Raw genomic sequence first — 14,537 nt, 5'->3', positions numbered from 1 at the left:
CTGACGCCGGTCAGGAATCGGGTCAATACGGAGTAAAAAGCCCCATTAGTATAGCTATCATAAGGCTTTTTTCTGTTAGCCGCAGGGGCATGAAAAATCCGCATAACCGCAGCGTTGACATAGCTGGCGTTAAGCCTTTATATATCCGCAGTGCTTACGTATTGTAAGTATCTATTGCTCGCGCATTTCACGCTACAGCGAAAGGGTATTCGCGGGGGATATAATGTCCTTATTCCCCCGGCCAGGTGAAAGACGTCGGTAATTGCCAGAAGAGGTGCGTTGCCCAGGTAACCGTATTGGAGGAACCAGTCCGGCGAAAATACGTGAGGGGGAGCAACGCCGAGGTGAAAGAGCGTCTGGTTACGCTCCTCACCGGCCACAGGGGCTGAATCCCCTGGGTTGTCACCAGAAACGTTCGCAGTCGGGCGTTTCATACCCGAACACTTCAGCGCCCAGAGCGGTGAGTCGGGTCTACAAGGTGGAGCACTTCTGGGTGACATCGTAGTTGTTTATCATTCTGCGCCACCCTGTTTATCGCTCTTCCCTTGTGCCATGGCTGAATAATTTGGCCTGGCTTATTAAGACATTTTGTTGCGATCCGGCGGCATCCAGCCCCTGCCAGGATAGGTGTTCAGGAATCGTTTTAATAAGTCAGGCCCCCTGACACGAGGTTGTTATGACAGATTTAGTCGTCGCCAAATTTGGCGGCACCAGCGTTGCTGATTTTGACGCGATGAACCGCAGCATTGATGTGGCGCTGCTTGATGCCAATACCCGTATTGTTGTGCTCTCCGCCTCTGCCGGCGTGACCAACATTCTGGTGGCCTTAGCGGAAGGGCTGGAACCCACCGAACGTTTTTCCCAGCTGGACGCTCTGCGCCAGATCCAGTTCAATATTCTGGAGCGTTTGCGCTATCCCAACGTGATCCGCGAAGAGATTGAGCGCCTGCTGGAAAATATCACCACGCTGGCGGAAGCCGCCGCGCTCGCCTCCTCTAGCGCGCTGACTGACGAACTGGTCAGCCATGGCGAACTGATGTCCACCCTGCTGTTTGTGGAGATTCTGCGTGAACGCGGAATTCAGGCGCAATGGTTTGACGCCCGTAAAGTGCTGCGCACTAACGATCGCTTTGGCCGCGCCGAACCGGATATCGCCGCTGTCGCCGAACTGACCCAGCAGCAGCTGACGCCGCGTCTGGCGGAAGGCCTGGTGGTGACGCAGGGCTTTATCGGCAGCGAAGCGAAGGGCCGCACCACCACCCTCGGCCGCGGCGGCAGCGATTATACCGCCGCTCTGCTCGGCGAAGCGCTGAATGCCACCCGCGTCGATATCTGGACCGATGTGCCCGGGATCTATACGACCGACCCGCGCGTCGCACCAGCGGCGAAACGCATCGACGTCATCGCCTTTGAAGAGGCGGCGGAAATGGCCACCTTCGGCGCTAAAGTGCTGCATCCGGCGACCCTGCTGCCTGCCGTGCGCAGCGATATCCCGGTATTTGTCGGCTCCAGTAAAGAACCTAAAGCGGGCGGTACGCTGGTGTGTAAAACCACCGAGAACCCGCCGCTGTTCCGCGCGCTGGCGCTGCGCCGCCGCCAGACGCTGCTGACGCTACACAGCCTGAATATGCTGCACTCCCGCGGCTTCCTCGCCGAAGTGTTCGGTATTCTGGCGCGCCATAACATCTCCGTCGATTTGATCACCACCTCCGAAGTGAGCGTGGCCCTGACCATGGACACCACTGGCTCAACCTCTGCGGGCGATACCCTGCTGACCCAGGCGCTGCTGACCGAGCTCTCCTCGCTGTGTCGCGTGGAAGTGGAAGAAGACCTGGCGCTGGTTGCCCTGATCGGCAACGAGCTGTCGAAAGCCTGCGGCGTCGGCAAAGAGGTGTTTGGCGTCCTTGATCCGTTTAACATCCGCATGATCTGCTATGGCGCATCCAGCCACAACCTCTGCTTCCTGGTCCCTGGCGCCGATGCGGAGAAGGTGGTGCAGACGTTGCATCATAATTTGTTTGAATAAAATTCCTTAGCACGATAAACAATACCTATAGCCGGGCTCGAACCCGGCTTTTTTATAACAACATCAACACAACCAGCTGACCAGCTCGCCGCCCTACCGGTTCGGCGCGGCCGGTTTGCGTATCGCAAGGAACACAACATGCTCGCAACTCTGACGCGGCTGTTCCCGTTATGGGCGCTGCTGCTCTCCGTTCTGGCCTATTACACCCCCACCACTTTCACCCCGATCGGCCCGTGGGTTACCACCCTGCTGATGCTGATTATGTTCGGTATGGGGGTACATCTAAAGCTGGCGGATTTCAAACGCGTCCTGTCGCGTCCGGCGCCGGTCGCTGCAGGGATATTTCTGCACTATCTGGTGATGCCGCTCGCCGCCTGGCTGCTGGCGCTGCTGTTTCATATGCCGCCGGAGCTCTCCGCCGGGATGGTGCTGGTGGGCAGCGTCGCCAGCGGGACGGCCTCCAACGTGATGATCTTTCTGGCCAAAGGGGACGTGGCGCTGTCGGTGACTATCTCCTCGGTCTCCACCCTGGTCGGCGTCATCGCGACGCCGCTGCTGACCCGTCTGTACGTCGACGCGCACATTCAGGTCGACGTCATGGGGATGTTGCTGAGCATTCTGCAGATTGTGGTCATTCCCATCGCCCTGGGGCTGATTGTCCATCATCTGCTGCCGAAGGTGGTGAAAGCGGTGGAACCGTTCCTCCCCGCTTTCTCGATGGTGTGCATTCTGGCGATCATCAGCGCGGTGGTGGCGGGTTCCGCGGCCCATATCGCGTCCGTTGGCCTGGTGGTGATTATCGCGGTGATCCTGCATAACACCATTGGCCTGCTCGGCGGCTACTGGGGCGGACGTCTGTTTGGTTTTGATGAATCCACCTGCCGTACGCTGGCGATCGAGGTAGGGATGCAGAACTCCGGCCTGGCGGCCGCGCTGGGTAAAATTTACTTCGGCCCGCTGGCGGCGCTGCCGGGAGCCCTGTTCTCCGTCTGGCATAACCTGTCCGGTTCGCTGCTGGCCGGATACTGGTCAGGGAAGCCCATCGCCAAAAAAGCCAGCAAGCGCTGAGCGTGACACGTCCGGGCGCCGGCCCGGGCGTGTGCGTTATCCAATCTGCAAACGTACTGGTTTACCTAACTTCATTAACATCATGACTAACGCATCCAGGGTAAACTTACTGGTTTTCTGATTGACCACATCTGAAATGCGTGGGCGCGAAATGCTCAACTTCGCGGCAGCATCGGCCTGCTTCAATTGATGTTCATCTATCCACTCAGCGATTTCCTGCATTAACTGTCGTTTAAGCGCCATCAACTGCTCAACTTCTTTTTCCGCTTGTCCGCGAAGCTGCTCTGCGTCAGCATCATCAAAGCCCAGTTCACTGAATATATTGCTCTCTTCAGAGGTCACATGACGGATACCATCCACACTCTTACGATTCATTTATGACTCCTGTGTTCCTGCTGTATAACCCGCAAACGGCTTCTGACAATCTGTTTTTCGTGTTCGGCGGTCCGGCGCGTCTTTTTGTTAAAACAGTGCAGGACATATATCGCCTCTGCAAAACGGGCCAGATAAATTACCCGATATGCACCGGAAAAGTGGCGCAGGCGGATTTCTTCAACCCCCCGCCCCAGTTGAGGCATTGCTTTCCAGTCCGCAGCCTCTAAACCTGACTGTAAACGATAAAGCTGGAATCCAGCATCTCTGCGGACGTCCTCAGGAAACTGGCGCAGATCGTCAAAGGAAGAGCCCATCCAGACGATACGCCTTAATCTTGGTTGCTGATTGAGCATACCACATCCTTGTATAAAATTTTATACACCACTCGCCCGATATTTATCGTCGATAACAGGTTGATCGTGCCGTTACCCTAAGCCAGTTCACCTCACGGGTCACGAACGAGGGAAATATTCTGCGAGGCGCTTTCCGGATGCGTTCTATTTTGCGCTGATTACCGTACACTGGGTGCTCTGGTCTGACTGAGGGCACCACCATGGCACTCCCCCGAATTACACAAAAAGAGATGACCGAGCGCGAACAGCGCGAATTGAAAACGCTGCTTGACCGCGCGCGCATTGCGCACGGCCGCCCGCTGAGCAATGCGGAAACGAACAGCGTGAAAAAGGAATATATCGATAAGCTGATGGCGCAGCGCGAAGCGGAAGCGAAGAAAGCCCGCCAGGTGAAAAAACAGCAGGCTTATAAGACGGATAAGGAAGCAACCTTTTCCTGGTCGGCGAATACGCCGACCCGCGGCAGGCGTTAGCGCCCTTTCTTTTTACGTCCCGGCTGGGTGAAACGTTTGCCGTTGCCAGCCGGGCGGCCTTTATCGTTGCTATTTTCCACCTTCACCACCGGGCGCTTGATCCCGGGGGTCGCCGCTTTGGCCTTCGGCTTCGCTTTCGGCTTCGCTTCGGAAGAGGAGTTTTCAATCAGCTTGAACAGGTCGATCAGCTCGTCATCGGTCAGATCGCGCCACTCACCCAACGGGATCCCCGTCAGGCTGACGTTCATAATCCGCGTACGCTCAAGCTTCGTCACTTCATAGCCAAAATGCTCGCACATGCGACGGATCTGGCGGTTTAACCCCTGCACAAGGGTGATGCGGAAAACGAACGGCGCTTCTTTCTTTACCTTACATTTTTTGGTCACGGTCCCGAGAATCGGTACCCCCGCGCCCATGCCGCGAATGAACTCATCGGTCACCGGCTTATCGACCGTAACCAGATACTCTTTTTCATGGTCGTTTCCGGCACGCAGGATCTTATTCACCAGGTCGCCATGATTGGTGAGGAAAATCAGCCCCTGGGAGTCTTTATCCAGACGGCCGATAGGGAAGATACGCTTGCTGTGGTTGACGAAATCGACAATGTTGTCGCGCTCGCCGTCTTCTGTGGTGCTCACAATGCCGACCGGCTTATTTAGCGCAATCAGCACCAGATCATCCGCTTCGCGCGGCTCAATCAACCGTCCGTTAACTTTGACCAGGTCGCCAGGCTTCACCTGATCGCCAATCGTGGCGCGCTTGCCATTGATAAAGACGTTGCCTTGTTCAATAAAGCGGTCCGCTTCGCGACGCGAGCAGATGCCGCTTTCACTGATGTATTTGTTTAATCGGGTTGATGAGTCGGGCAGCATAGATTCTCCTGTAAAAGCGAAATATACCCTACCTTGTGGGCGAGAAAAAACCTGGATTGTGTGATTCATTATCCAGAAGCTTCGTCGGGCTTGTGAACAGCATTCCGCTTACCTACATCATGCGCCATATCAGCGCGCCGGTATGGGGGCGATGCTAGAATTTCTGCTTCAATAATATTTTTAAAACAGGAAGAAAAGATGGAACTGCTGTTACTCAGTAACTCCACGCTGCCGGGGAAAGCCTGGCTGGAACACGCCCTGCCGCTGATTGCCGGTCAGGTCAAAGGCCGCCGTAAGGCGGTATTCATCCCCTTCGCTGGCGTGACGCAATCCTGGGATGATTACACGGCCAAAGTGGCTGCGGTTATGGCGCCCATGGCGGTCAGCGTAACCAGTATCCACAGCGTCGACGACCCTATCGCCGCCATTGAAAGCACCGAGATGGTGATCGTCGGCGGCGGGAACACCTTCCAGCTGTTGAAAGAGTGCCGCAGTCGCGGTCTGTTGGCGCCGATTGTCGATGTCGTCAAACGCGGGGCGCTGTATATCGGCTGGAGCGCAGGTTCAAACCTCGCCTGCCCGACCATTCGCACCACCAACGATATGCCGATTGTCGATCCGCAGGGATTTGATGCGCTGGGGCTGTTCCCGCTACAGATTAACCCGCACTTCACCAACGCGTTGCCGACCGGGCATCAGGGCGAAACCCGCGAACAGCGTATCCGCGAACTGCTGGTCGTGGCGCCGGAATTAACGGTGATTGGTTTGCCGGAAGGAAACTGGATCCAGGTCACCGATGATCACGCGACGCTCGGTGGCCCGAACCCGACGCTGTTGTTCAAAGCGGGGGAAGAAGCGATAACCCTGCCTGCGGGCCACCGCTTCTGAGCCTGGGGGGCTAACGTTTCCCGGATAGCGGCGCATTGCGCCTTATCCGGGCTGCTTCAACGGGACGTCCAAACGCCAAACCCCGGTTAGCACAGCGCCGCCGGGGAATGGCTCAGTAGTCATCCCGTTCGTCGTCTTCATCCGGTTGCTCCATCACGCTGTAAGCCACCGAGCAGAACAGGCTGTTCAGGCGCTTCATATCCCCCAGCAGCGCCAGATGCAACGTACTGGTTTCGATACTCTGCACGTTCTGCTGATGCAGGCGGTCAACGTGCGCATGCGAGTAGCGGCGGTTAAGAATGCGGAACCGGTGTTTGCTGCGCCGCAGGCGACGGGCGCTCGGCACATCGCTGGAGAAGAAGACCGACATCGCCAGCTGCAGATTGCTGAGCAGCAGATCGTACAGGGCGTCCAGCTCCTTTAACCCTTCCACCGAGAAGGCGCGACGCGCCGCCAGCGATTTATCGGCGATCTCGCTGCCCATCCGCTCGACGATATCGGAGGCCTGCTCGAGGTTTAACGACATCTCAATAATTTCCGCCCAGCGCCGGGACTCCTCTTCCGCCAGCTCATCCTTTGGCATTCGCGCCAGATAGAGCTTAATGGCGGTGTAGAGCACGTTGATATCGTCCGCCATGCGGCGTAGCTCTTTCTCCTGACGCGGTTCGCCATGCATCACCTTATGCAGGCTCTCCAGCATTTGCTCCATCGCGTCACCAATGCGCAGCGTCTCGCGCGCGGCATTGGCCAGCGCCAGCGCCGGGGTGTCCAGCGCCGACGGGTCGAGATGCTTGGGTTTGAGATGGTTATCCAGCTCGGGTTCATCGCGGATCATGCGCTGGCACAGCTTCGCCATCGGTCCGGCAAAAGGCACCATCGCGATGCAGCGCAGCAGGTTGTAAAAAACGTGGAAGTAGATAACCAGCTCGGACTCGGCCAACGGCAGCTTATGCATCGCCGCGGCCAGCGGATGGACGAACGGCAGAATGATCAGGCTCCCCACCAGCTTAAACAACAGGCTGCCCAGCGCCACCCGGCGCGCCGCCGCGTTCGCCGCGCTGTTGTTGAGCATCGCCAACAGCCCCGATCCCAGGTTGGCGCCAATCACCAGGCACAGCGCCACCGGGAAAGAGATCGCTCCCGCCGCGGTCAGCGTCGCGGTCAGCAGCACCGCCGCCAGGCTGGAGTAGCTAATGATCGCGAATACAGCGCCAATCAAGGCATCCAGCATGATATCCCCGGTCAGCGAGGCAAAAATCACCTGCACGCCGTTGGCCTGGGTAATGGGGTGGACGGCCTGCACAATCAGCTCCAGGGCCAACAGGATCAGCCCAAGGCCGATCCCTACTCGCCCCAGCTGCCCGGCGCGGGTCTGCTTGCGGCCGAGGAAGAAAATCACCCCGATAAAAATCAACAACGGCGACAGCCACGACAGGTCGAAGGTCAGTACCCTCGCCATCAGCGCCGTCCCAACGTCGGCGCCCAGCACCATCACCAGCGCCGGCGTGAGGCCCACTAAATCCTGGGCGACAAACGAGGTCACCAGCATGGTGGTGGCATTGCTGCTTTGTACCAGCGCAGTCACGCCAAGACCCGCGCAGAAGGCGAGCGGCTTTTTTTCTACGCTGCTACTGAGAACGGTACGTAGGCGAGCGCCATAGACGCGCATCACCCCGGTACGCACGATATGCGTGCCCCACACCAGCAGAGCGACCGCGGACAACAGGTGTAGCAGAGTTAACACGGAATCAGCTTCTCCTTATCGTTATAGGTGTTCCGACGTTCTGGAACCTATCTCAGTATAAGGGGTTAACCTCAATAAAGAGACAAGGCGCTCACAGAGCGCCTTGTTAGTTGTAAGGAAAGATGACGACTAGTCCGCATCATAGCCCAGATTAGGGGCTAACCAGCGCTCGACTTCCGCCGGGGTCATCCCTTTACGCCGCGCGTAGTCTTCGACCTGGTCGCGCTGGATCTGCGCCACGGCGAAGTACTTGCTGTCCGGATGGCTGAAATACCAGCCGGAAACCGATGCCCCCGGCCACATGGCGAACGATTCGGTAAGCTTCATGCCGGTATGGGCTTCGACGTCCAGCAACTGCCAGATGGTGCCTTTTTCAGTGTGCTCCGGACAGGCCGGATACCCCGGCGCCGGACGGATCCCTTGGTAATTCTCGCGAATAAGTTCCTCATTGCTGAGGTTCTCATTGGCCGCATACCCCCAGTAGACCTTGCGCACTTTCTCGTGCAGATACTCGGCGAAGGCTTCCGCCAGACGATCGGCGATGGCCTTGATCATGATCTTGTTATAGTCGTCATGCTGCGCTTCATAGGCCTCCGCCAGCGCGTCCTCCTCCAGGCCGCCGGTGACGGCGAAGGCGCCGATGTAGTCCGCTTTGCCGCTCAGCTTCGGCGCCACAAAGTCGGCGAGGCAGTAGTTGGCGAAGCCGACCTTCTCCGTCTGCTGGCGCAGGTGATGGCTCACCGTCAGCACATGGGTGCGGGTTTCATCGCGATAGATTTCAATATCGTCGCCCACCCGGTTGGCCGGGAACAGGCCCACCACGCCGCGCGGGTTGAGGGTTTTCTCTGCGCTCAGTTTATCCAGCAGCTCGTTAGCGTCTTTGAACAGGCGCTGCGCCTCTTCCCCTACCACTTCATCTTCCAGAATGCGCGGATATTTACCCGCCAGCGACCAGGTCATAAAGAACGGCGTCCAGTCGATGTAATTGCGTAGCGTCTCGATACTGGCTTCCACCTCCTGAATCCCCAGGCGATGGGCCACCGGCGGCGTATAGCTCTCCCAGTCAAAGGCCAGATCGTTTTCCCGTGCGGCCGCCAGGGTCACCGGCGGGGTGCGCGGTTTTTTACGTCCATGCTGGATACGCACGGTTTCATACTCTTTGCGCGTGCGGGCGACAAACTCATCGCGCTGCGTATCCGAGAGCAGCGCAGCCACCACCCCGACGGTGCGCGAGGCGTTCTGTACGTAAACGGTCGGGCCGCTGTAGTTCTGCTCGATTTTCACCGCCGTATGCGCTTTCGAGGTGGTTGCGCCGCCAATAAGCAGCGGGATGGTAAAGCCCTGACGCTCCATCTCTTTCGCCACGTTAACCATCTCGTCGAGCGACGGGGTAATCAGCCCGGAAAGGCCGATGAGATCCGCGTTTACCTCTTTGGCGGTTTTGAGAATTTTATCCGCCGGGACCATCACGCCAAGATCGATGATTTCGTAGTTATTACACTGCAGCACCACGCCGACGATGTTTTTGCCGATGTCATGAACGTCGCCTTTTACCGTGGCAATCACCATTTTGCCGTTACTGGAGCCCTGTTCTTTACTGGCTTCGATAAACGGCTCAAGGTAGGCCACCGCCTGTTTCATGACGCGAGCGGATTTCACCACCTGCGGCAGGAACATTTTGCCTTCGCCGAACAGATCGCCGACCACGTTCATGCCGTCCATCAGCGGCCCTTCGATCACCTCAATCGGGCGGGCAGCCTGCTGACGCGCTTCTTCGGTGTCCTGTTCGATAAATTCGGTAATGCCCTTCACCAGCGAATATTCGAGGCGTTTTTTCACCTCCCAGCTGCGCCACTCCGCCTGCTGGGCATTGGCGCCGTCGTCAACTTTACTGCCGCGATATTTTTCCGCCAGTTCGAGCAATCTTTCGGTGCTGTCATCGCGGCGGTTGAGGATCACGTCCTCCACCGCGTCGCGCAGCTCGCCCGGCAGGTCATCATAGATGGCCAGCTGACCGGCATTGACGATCCCCATATCCATGCCGTTGCGGATCGCATAGTAGAGGAATACGGCGTGGATCGCCTCACGAACCGGGTCATTGCCGCGGAAAGAGAAGGAGACGTTGGAGACCCCGCCGGAGATCAGCGCATGCGGCAGCTCGCGTTTGATGTCTTCGCAGGCGCCGATAAAGTCCTGGGCATAGTTATTGTGTTCTTCGATACCGGTCGCCACCGCAAAGATATTCGGGTCAAAGATAATATCTTCTGGCGGGAAGCCGACCTCTTCGGTGAGGATTTTGTAGGCGCGACGGCAAATCTCAATTTTACGTTCGCGGGTATCAGCCTGGCCCACTTCGTCAAAGGCCATCACCACTACCGCAGCGCCGTAGCGGCGAACCAGTTTCGCATGGTGGATAAAGGGTTCGACGCCCTCTTTCATCGAAATCGAGTTAACGATGCCTTTGCCCTGAATGCATTTCAGGCCTTTCTCAATAACTTCCCACTTGGAGGAGTCGATCATGATCGGCACGCGGGCAATGTCCGGCTCGCCGGCAATCAGGTTGAGGAAGCGCACCATCGCCGCTTCTGCGTCGAGCATCCCCTCGTCCATGTTGATATCGATAATCTGCGCGCCGCTTTCCACCTGCTGACGCGCGACGTCCAGCGCTTCGCTGTACTTCTCTTCTTTGATTAAGCGTTTAAATTTCGCCGAGCCGGTAACGTTGGTACGTTCGCCGACGTTAACGAACAAGCTGTCATCGCCGATATTGAGCGGCTCAAGGCCGGCGAGGCGGCAGGCCACCGCGATTTCCGGCAGCTGGCGCGGCGGCAGGCCCGCTACCGCCCGGCTCATGGCGGCGATATGCTCCGGGGTCGTACCGCAGCAGCCGCCGACGATATTAAGGAAACCGGCTTCCGCCCATTCGCGGATCTGCGCCGCCATGGTATCGGCATCCAGATCGTATTCGCCGAAGGCGTTGGGCAGGCCGGCGTTCGGGTGCGCGGTGACGTAGCATTCAGCGATGCGCGACAGCTCCTGGACGTACTGGCGCAGTTCGTCCGGCCCGAGGGCGCAGTTCAGACCAAACGATAAGGCTTCGGCGTGGCGCAGCGAGTTATAGAAAGCTTCGGTGGTCTGCCCGGAAAGCGTGCGGCCGGAGGCATCGGTAATGGTGCCGGAGATCATCAGCGGCAGGTCAACGCCCAGCGCCTCCAGCTCCTCTTTCACCGCATAGATGGCCGCTTTGGCATTCAGGGTATCAAATACCGTTTCAATCAGGATCAGATCCACGCCACCTTCCACCAGCGCCCGGGTGGACTCGCGATAGGCGGCCACCAGCTGGTCAAAGGTAATATTACGGAACGCCGGATCGTTCACATCAGGCGAAATAGAGGCGGTGCGGTTAGTTGGGCCAAGCACGCCCGCCACGTAGCGCGGTTTTTCCGGCGTGCGGGCCGTCCAGGCGTCGGCGCTGGCGCGGGCCAGCTTCGCCGCCGCAAAGTTGATCTCTGCCGACAGGGATTCCATCTGGTAATCCGCCATCGCGATGGTTGTCGAGTTAAAGGTGTTGGTCTCAATGATATCCGCGCCGGCCTCGAAGTAGGCGTCGTGGATCTCACGGATCACCTCGGGCTTGCTGAGCACCAGCAGGTCGTTGTTGCCTTTCAGGTCGCACGGCCAGTCAGCAAAGCGCTCACCGCGAAAGTCCTGCTCACTCAGACGATAGCCCTGGATCATGGTGCCCATGCCCCCATCCAGAACCAGAATACGTTCTTTTAACTGCTGATGCAGTTGCTCAACTTTGCTGCTCACACTTGCTCCCGACAACGCTCAACTCAGGCCAAATAGCCAACAAACCATACTGGCATAAACCACCGGAGCGGAAAAGACAACAACGGGCAATATGAGACATGTTCAGCTTCACTCCTCCGATGAGTCCGGTAGTGATTGCATTATCGCCAAATAAAACGAAAATTATTTCCACGATACAGAAAAAGGAGTCCGCGATGGCCACTACCCCCGTTCCCGCGAAACGCGGCAGAAAACCCGCGGCTGCCACCGCCCAGCAGGCTGGCGGTCAGGTTCAGTCGCTGACCCGCGGCCTGAAATTGCTCGAATGGATTGCCGAATCCCACAGCAGCGTCGCGCTGACCGAGCTGGCGCAGCAGGCGGGTCTGCCTAACTCAACCACTCACCGCCTGCTGACCACCATGCAGCAGCTGGGTTTCGTCCGCCAGGTCGGCGAGCTGGGCCACTGGGCCGTCGGCGCGCATGCCTTCGTGGTCGGCAGCAGCTTTCTGCAAAGCCGCAATCTGCTGGCGATTGTCCACCCGATCCTGCGCCAGCTGATGGAAGATTCCGGTGAAACGGTGAATCTGGCAGTGCTTGACCAGAGCGACCACCAGGCGATCATTATCGACCAGGTGCAGTGCACCCAGCTGATGCGGATGTCGGCGCCGATCGGCGGAAAACTGCCGATGCACGCCTCCGGCGCCGGGAAGGCGTTTCTCTCGCAGCTGAGCGAAGAGCAGGTTACCAGCCTCCTGCACCGTAAAGGGCTACATGCCTATACGCATGCCACGCTGGTCTCGCCGCTGCATCTGAAGGAAGATTTAGCGCAGACCCGCAAGCGGGGCTACTCGTTCGACGACGAGGAGCACGCGCTCGGCCTCCGCTGCGTCGCCGCCTGCATTTATGATGAACACCGCGAACCGTTCGCGGCAATCTCCATCTCCGGCCCCATCTCACGCATGACCGATGACCGGGTGACCGAGCTGGGCGCGCTGGTCATTAAGGCCGCGAAAGAGGTCACGCTGGCATACGGCGGGGTTAAATAAAAAAAAATGCCCCACCGGGGCATTTTAAGTAGGCCTGATAAGCGTAGCGCCATCAGGCAGATCGGCGCACCTTGCCGGATGGCGGCGTAAACGCCTTATCCGGCCTACTGTCGGCGCCATAGCGCACGCTAAAACGCTGCTTGCGCCGGTAGGCGTAGACATCTTCCACATGGCCGTTTTTAATCCGCGTCTGCAGTTCGCGCCAGTAGTCGGCGCGCAGCAGGTCGGCATGCATCTCCTCAAACAGCGGCCCAATGCGCGGGTCGGCACACAGCCAGTGGCGGAACTCCTCCGGGAACACATCCCCCGGCGAGACGCTGTACCACGGCTCGCTGGCCAGTTCATCCTCGGGATAGCGCGGCGGTGGGATCTGGCGAAAATTCACTTCCGTCATATAGCAGATTTCGTCATAGTCGTAGAACACCACCCGGCCGTGGCGGGTGACGCCGAAGTTTTTAAACAGCATATCACCGGGAAAGATGTTGGCGGCGGCCAGCTGGCGGATAGCATTCCCATACTCTTCTACCGCATCGCGTAGCGCCTGGCCGTTAACCTGCTCCAGCCACAGGTTGAGCGGCACCATTCGCCGTTCAATATACAGATGACTGATGACAATCCGGTCGCCGAGGTCGGTCAGTTTGTTCCCCGCCTCCGCCTGCAGCAGCGCCAGCAGCGCCGGCGCGATTTGTCGTTTCTCCAGCACGAAATTTTCAAACTCCTGCGTGTCCGCCATCCGCCCGACGCGGTCATGCTCCTTTACCAGCTGATAGCAGGCGCGCACGTGGGCGGCGGTCATCTCTTTCTGCGGCGCGAAGCGGTCTTTGATCACCTTAAACACCCGGTCAAACCCCGGCAGGGTAAACACCAGCATCACCATCCCGCGAATGCCCGGCGCCTCAATAAACTGCTCATCGCAGCGAGCGATGTAGTGCAGATATTCACGATAGCTTTCGGTTTTAGCGTGCTTCTGGCAGCCAATCGCCATATACAGCTCGGCCGTGGTTTTCCCCGGCAGGATCTCGCGCAGCCATTCCACCAGGGCGCCGGGCAGTGGCGCATAAACCATAAAATAGGAACGCGCGAAGCCAAACACGATGCTCGCTTCGGCATGGGTGGTCAGGCAGGTATCGACAAACAACTCGCCCTCGTCGCTGCGATGGATCGGCAGCAAAAAGGGCAGCGTGGTCATCGGCATCACCAGTTTGCCCACCAGCCAGGCGGCTTTATTACGATAGAACAGCTCATTGGCGACCTGCAGATGACAGGTGGCGAGCAGTTCCTCCCCCAGCGCCTCCTGCAGACTGGCAATGATATAGCCGATATCCCGCGCTTTATTTTGCCACGGCAGCCGCAGCGGCAGATCGGACAGCACTTTACCCAGCAGGTGCGGCCAGCCGCGATCGGCAAAAAAATCTTTCGCCAGCGGTCGCGGAAGGGTGCGAAAAGGACGCTCGGGCTGCGAGCTGAAAATAAAGAGCCGCTCGGGGGTCAGCGAGCGGTGGTCAAACAGGCGGCAGTAGACCGAATTGAAAAAGCTCTCGGCAATTTCAAAACGAGGGTAATCCGGCAGCAAACGGGTGTAGTGGGCTTTCACCCGCAGCAAAAAGTCGGCATCCGTGCTCTTTCCTTCCGTGATGCAGCGCAGCTGCTCCACCACCAGACCCACATGGTGGTCATAGAGGTGGATCCGCTGTTTCATCGCCTGCTGCACCGCATGCCAGTCGGCCTGTTCAAAGCGCTGCTGCGCGCCGGAAGTCACTTCGAGAAAACGCCCATACTGAGCGTCAAATCCCTGCAATATCGTTTGGGCAATCAGTAATTCCAGACCACGCGTCATCGAACTCCCCCATCCGGCACCACGTCAGGCCGGATGGCGCGCTCGCTTATCCGGCCTGGATCC

At 58.2% G+C, this 14,537-nt stretch carries 11 protein-coding genes and 1 riboswitch; of the genes, 5 read left to right on the top strand and 6 right to left on the bottom strand.

Translation table 11 applies throughout. The annotated features are described in order from the left end of the window. Nucleotides 1-261: 261 nt before the first annotated feature. Nucleotides 262-497, top strand: a riboswitch (Lysine riboswitch). Nucleotides 498-676: 179 nt separating this feature from the next. Both lysC and panS read left to right on the top strand, forming a co-directional pair. Beyond that, entirely contained in the window at nt 677-2,026 is a 1,350-nt protein-coding gene (lysC, locus tag CE636_RS16450) for a lysine-sensitive aspartokinase 3 (protein ID WP_017900129.1), read from the top strand. 138 nt (nt 2,027-2,164) lie between these two features. Continuing rightward, nucleotides 2,165-3,094: a ketopantoate/pantoate/pantothenate transporter PanS gene (gene panS / locus CE636_RS16445; RefSeq protein WP_017900130.1), complete on the top strand. Its 930-nt coding sequence runs from the start codon at nt 2,165-2,167 to the stop codon at nt 3,092-3,094. Between the two features lie 36 nt (nt 3,095-3,130). Here panS and CE636_RS16440 read toward each other — a convergent pair whose 3' ends face one another. Together CE636_RS16440 and CE636_RS16435 are read right to left on the bottom strand one after the other, a co-directional pair. Beyond that, complete coding sequence (locus CE636_RS16440) at nt 3,131-3,469, bottom strand: helix-turn-helix domain-containing protein (protein ID WP_004206819.1); 339 nt, start codon at nt 3,467-3,469, stop codon at nt 3,131-3,133. Beyond that, nucleotides 3,466-3,822, bottom strand: coding sequence for a type II toxin-antitoxin system RelE/ParE family toxin (locus tag CE636_RS16435; protein ID WP_004206820.1), 357 nt, complete (start codon nt 3,820-3,822; stop codon nt 3,466-3,468). The genes CE636_RS16440 and CE636_RS16435 overlap by 4 nt, the downstream gene beginning before the upstream one ends. A 200-nt stretch (nt 3,823-4,022) precedes the next feature. Here CE636_RS16435 and CE636_RS16430 point away from each other — a divergent pair, with 200 nt between their 5' ends. Further along, nucleotides 4,023-4,295 (top strand): DUF3811 domain-containing protein, encoded by a 273-nt coding sequence (locus CE636_RS16430; protein ID WP_004177859.1) that lies wholly within the window; start codon nt 4,023-4,025, stop codon nt 4,293-4,295. On the opposite strand, the gene rluF is transcribed toward CE636_RS16430, so the two are convergent. Beyond that, nucleotides 4,292-5,167, bottom strand: coding sequence for a 23S rRNA pseudouridine(2604) synthase RluF (rluF, locus tag CE636_RS16425; protein WP_017900131.1), 876 nt, complete (start codon nt 5,165-5,167; stop codon nt 4,292-4,294). The two genes, CE636_RS16430 and rluF, sit on opposite strands and share 4 nt — an antisense overlap. 198 nt (nt 5,168-5,365) lie before the next feature. On the opposite strand from rluF, the gene pepE reads away from it, so the two are divergent. Continuing rightward, on the top strand, nt 5,366-6,055 hold the full coding sequence (pepE, locus tag CE636_RS16420) for a dipeptidase PepE (protein WP_017900132.1): 690 nt from the start codon (nt 5,366-5,368) through the stop codon (nt 6,053-6,055). A gap of 112 nt (nt 6,056-6,167) precedes the next feature. Here the strand turns inward: pepE and CE636_RS16415 are convergent, their stop codons facing one another. Together CE636_RS16415 and metH are read right to left on the bottom strand one after the other, a co-directional pair. Continuing rightward, nucleotides 6,168-7,799 carry a Na/Pi cotransporter family protein gene (locus CE636_RS16415; protein ID WP_004206824.1) on the bottom strand — a complete coding sequence of 544 codons (1,632 nt, stop codon included), beginning with the start codon at nt 7,797-7,799 and terminating at the stop codon, nt 6,168-6,170. 129 nt (nt 7,800-7,928) lie between these two features. Further along, nucleotides 7,929-11,612 carry a methionine synthase gene (gene metH / locus CE636_RS16410; RefSeq protein WP_017900133.1) on the bottom strand — a complete coding sequence of 1,228 codons (3,684 nt, stop codon included), beginning with the start codon at nt 11,610-11,612 and terminating at the stop codon, nt 7,929-7,931. 194 nt (nt 11,613-11,806) lie between these two features. On the opposite strand from metH, the gene iclR reads away from it, so the two are divergent. Next, nucleotides 11,807-12,637: a glyoxylate bypass operon transcriptional repressor IclR gene (gene iclR, locus CE636_RS16405; RefSeq protein WP_004206826.1), complete on the top strand. Its 831-nt coding sequence runs from the start codon at nt 11,807-11,809 to the stop codon at nt 12,635-12,637. 52 nt (nt 12,638-12,689) lie between these two features. Here the strand turns inward: iclR and aceK are convergent, their stop codons facing one another. Then, on the bottom strand, nt 12,690-14,474 hold the full coding sequence (gene aceK, locus CE636_RS16400; protein WP_004206827.1) for a bifunctional isocitrate dehydrogenase kinase/phosphatase: 1,785 nt from the start codon (nt 14,472-14,474) through the stop codon (nt 12,690-12,692). Between the last annotated feature and the right edge of the window lie 63 nt (nt 14,475-14,537).

Origin of the sequence: Klebsiella sp. LY, assembly GCF_004010915.1 — a bacterium.
Taxonomy (GTDB): domain Bacteria; phylum Pseudomonadota; class Gammaproteobacteria; order Enterobacterales; family Enterobacteriaceae; genus Klebsiella; species Klebsiella quasipneumoniae.
The sequence above is the reverse complement of the archived record's forward strand: the minus strand, read 5'-3'. Positions and strand labels throughout refer to the sequence as shown.

Bases quoted from the DNA above. Each gene is read 5' to 3' on its own strand.
- aceK (WP_004206827.1), bottom strand. From the start codon at position 14,474: ATGACGCGTGGTCTGGAATTACTGATTGCCCAAACGATATTGCAGGGA.
- pepE (WP_017900132.1), top strand. From the start codon at position 5,366: ATGGAACTGCTGTTACTCAGTAACTCCACGCTGCCGGGGAAAGCCTGG.
- rluF (WP_017900131.1), bottom strand. From the start codon at position 5,167: ATGCTGCCCGACTCATCAACCCGATTAAACAAATACATCAGTGAAAGC.
- panS (WP_017900130.1), top strand. From the start codon at position 2,165: ATGCTCGCAACTCTGACGCGGCTGTTCCCGTTATGGGCGCTGCTGCTC.
- CE636_RS16430 (WP_004177859.1), top strand. From the start codon at position 4,023: ATGGCACTCCCCCGAATTACACAAAAAGAGATGACCGAGCGCGAACAG.
- lysC (WP_017900129.1), top strand. From the start codon at position 677: ATGACAGATTTAGTCGTCGCCAAATTTGGCGGCACCAGCGTTGCTGAT.
- CE636_RS16435 (WP_004206820.1), bottom strand. From the start codon at position 3,822: ATGCTCAATCAGCAACCAAGATTAAGGCGTATCGTCTGGATGGGCTCT.
- iclR (WP_004206826.1), top strand. From the start codon at position 11,807: ATGGCCACTACCCCCGTTCCCGCGAAACGCGGCAGAAAACCCGCGGCT.
- CE636_RS16440 (WP_004206819.1), bottom strand. From the start codon at position 3,469: ATGAATCGTAAGAGTGTGGATGGTATCCGTCATGTGACCTCTGAAGAG.